The organism is Mesorhizobium sp. M7A.F.Ca.ET.027.03.2.1, from assembly GCF_003999175.1.
Taxonomy (GTDB): domain Bacteria; phylum Pseudomonadota; class Alphaproteobacteria; order Rhizobiales; family Rhizobiaceae; genus Mesorhizobium.
In genome coordinates this window covers 1-2,420 of the sequence record NZ_RZOM01000952.1, presented here as the reverse complement: position 1 = coordinate 2,420, position 2,420 = coordinate 1, and the positions used below count along the sequence as shown (strand labels likewise).

General features: G+C 63.6%; 3 protein-coding genes. 2 read left to right on the top strand and 1 reads right to left on the bottom strand.

Annotated features, from left to right (window positions below; translation table 11 throughout):
* Together EN750_RS29490 and EN750_RS29485 are read left to right on the top strand one after the other, a co-directional pair.
* Positions 1–1,155, top strand: a 1,155-nt coding sequence (locus EN750_RS29490; protein WP_145968024.1) for a hypothetical protein, incomplete at its 5' end; no start/stop codon positions are given.
* A gap of 18 nt (positions 1,156–1,173) precedes the next feature.
* Complete coding sequence (locus tag EN750_RS29485; protein WP_281040159.1) at positions 1,174–1,704, top strand: GNAT family N-acetyltransferase; 531 nt, start codon at positions 1,174–1,176, stop codon at positions 1,702–1,704.
* 297 nt (positions 1,705–2,001) lie between these two features.
* On the opposite strand, the gene EN750_RS41050 is transcribed toward EN750_RS29485, so the two are convergent.
* Positions 2,002–2,420: hypothetical protein (locus EN750_RS41050; RefSeq protein WP_245482846.1), on the bottom strand; the 419-nt coding region annotated here is incomplete at its 5' end.

Genomic DNA, 2,420 nt, shown 5'->3' with positions numbered 1-2,420 from the left:
GTGGTGGGGATCGATTCCGCCAAGGGGCAGTTGATCCAGAAGGCGCAGCTTTCGCCGAACGGGTCATGGCCCTCGGCCTGGTCGTTCATCGCGCCCGGCGCCTGGGTGATCATGACGGCGGGCCTCACCAAGGACGGCCGTGTCGCCGTGGTCGCGCAGCCATCGGGAACCACCAATCTGTCCTTCATCACCGAAGACGCCAACCAGATCGGCCCGGTCGAGAAATGGACCGCGCCGATGAGCATCGGCACGCCGCCCGGCGCCACCTCCTATCAGAAGCTTTCGATGGCGCGCGATGCCGATGGCCGCATCGAGGTCTTCGTCACCGACAATCAGGGCCGCATCTGGTGGATCTACCAGAATCCGGACCAGATCGTGCAGGTGCAGAAAACCATCACGCCGCCCGGCACGACGACACCGATCGTCGTCACCGTCGACGTGCTGACGCCGCCGGCCAAACCGTGGAGCGACTGGATCCAGATCCCCGGCGGCCTGGTGACGGTTTCGGCGATACGCCAGGGTGACGGCCGCATCGCGCTGTTCGGCATCAATTCGAACCTGCATCTCTATCGCTGCCAACAGGCGAAGGCGCAGGCCCTGAAGGCCGCCGACTGGACGGGTTGGGTGCAGATCGACACGACCCAGACAGGTGGTTTCATCGAGATGGCGCCGGTCATCGGTCCATTGGGCGTCACCAATTTGTTCGCCCTGACCCAGAACGGCCAGGTGCTGCACACGCGCCAGATGCCCGCCGGATCGGATAGGTGGACGCAGTGGGCGACACCCGGCTACTCCAGGGCGCCCAACCAGGCGCTTGCCGCCGGCATCCAGGGCGACGGCGATATCGTGCTGGTCGCGGCCGACCAGCAGCACTTCCTCCAATTCAACGCGCAATGGGATGCCTATACCCAGAACTGGTCGGGATGGCGCGATTTCGGCGCATCCCTTCGCTCGACGCGCCTGACGCTCAACTACAATGCCGACGGCCGGCTCGCTTTGTTCAGCCTGGCGCTCATGCCGGACGGCACCAACGGGCTGTGGACGATCAACCAGATGGGCGTCGACAGTTCCGAATGGGAGTATAACTGGACGTCGCTGACCGACAACAATCTCAAGCAGATCGTCGTCGTGCGCGACCTGACGCCGCCGGTCTGACGGTTGATTTCCGGCAGCGTGGCGGAAGGCAAGCAGGCCCGTCCGGTCTGGCCCCGGTCTGACCCGGCCGGGCTCCGCTTTCGTGCGGCAGTGGAGGCGGACTTGCCGTTCCTGTCGCGGCTCTATGCCTCGACCCGCTTCGAAGAACTCGCGGTGACGTCGTGGAGCGAGGCGCAGAAGGCCGAATTCCTCGGCATGCAGTTCCAGGCCCAGCACGCGCATTACCGAAAACACTATCCCGAGGCCGATTGGCTGGTGGTGGAACGCGATAGCGAAGACATCGGCCGACTCTATATCGAGCGCTGGCCAACCCAGCACCGCATCATCGACATCGCCTTCCTGCCGCATCATCGCCGCAAGGGTTACGGCACCGCGCTGCTCTGCGACCTCATCGACGAGGCATGGTTAGCCGGCAAATCAGCGTCGATCCATGTCGAGAAGCACAATCCGGCGAGACGGCTTTATGTCGCGCTCGGCTTCGCGGTCGTCGAGGACAAGGGCGTTTATGACCTGATGGCCTGTGCGCCGCCGGGGGGCGACGATCTATGATCGTCAAAACCGATTTGTTGGCATGCGATCATTGTCTATGGTCATCGTTTGCGCTGCCCCTCACCTGCCTGCCGGCATCCTCTCCCCGTACAGTGACGGGGAGAGGGAAGCTTCCATCGCGGATTTCGCCAATCTCCAGCGTTGCAAGAAAGGCGCCGGCGTCGCAGCCAGCCACTCTCGCCCCGTTTACGGGGAGAGATGTCCGGCAGGACAGTGAGGGGCGGCGCCGGCGGCAAGGATTGTCGCATTAGGCCCTGTCACGATGCGATAGGCCTGCATGCAGCCCAAAACTGGGTCCTAATTGAACACCGCCTCGTACAGCCGCCCCGTCGCATCGGCGGCGACCGGCACGATGAAGATCTCGTGGCTGCCGCTTTCCCCGGTGAAAAGATAGGTCGCCTGCGGCAGTGCGATGTCGCGCGGGCCTTTGAACAGCAGCGAGAAACCGCCACCCGGGCGCGGGCTGGCGGCGATGGGCTTGACCGCACTCAGTTCGAGCGGGATCTGCTGGCCCCCGGCTTCGATGGTGAAGGTTTGTCCCTGCTCGAAATCCGCCATCCCGTTTGCCTCAATCTGTCCGCTGGAGCGGTTCAGCGTTCGGATCGCTGATCCGGCTTTTGTTTCTTCGCAATTGCCAGGGGAAAACCGCTCCACACTTTTCCTGGAATTGCTCCAGTGGAGGCACTGTCGCCGCTTCGCCGCAAGCTGTCCAGAGG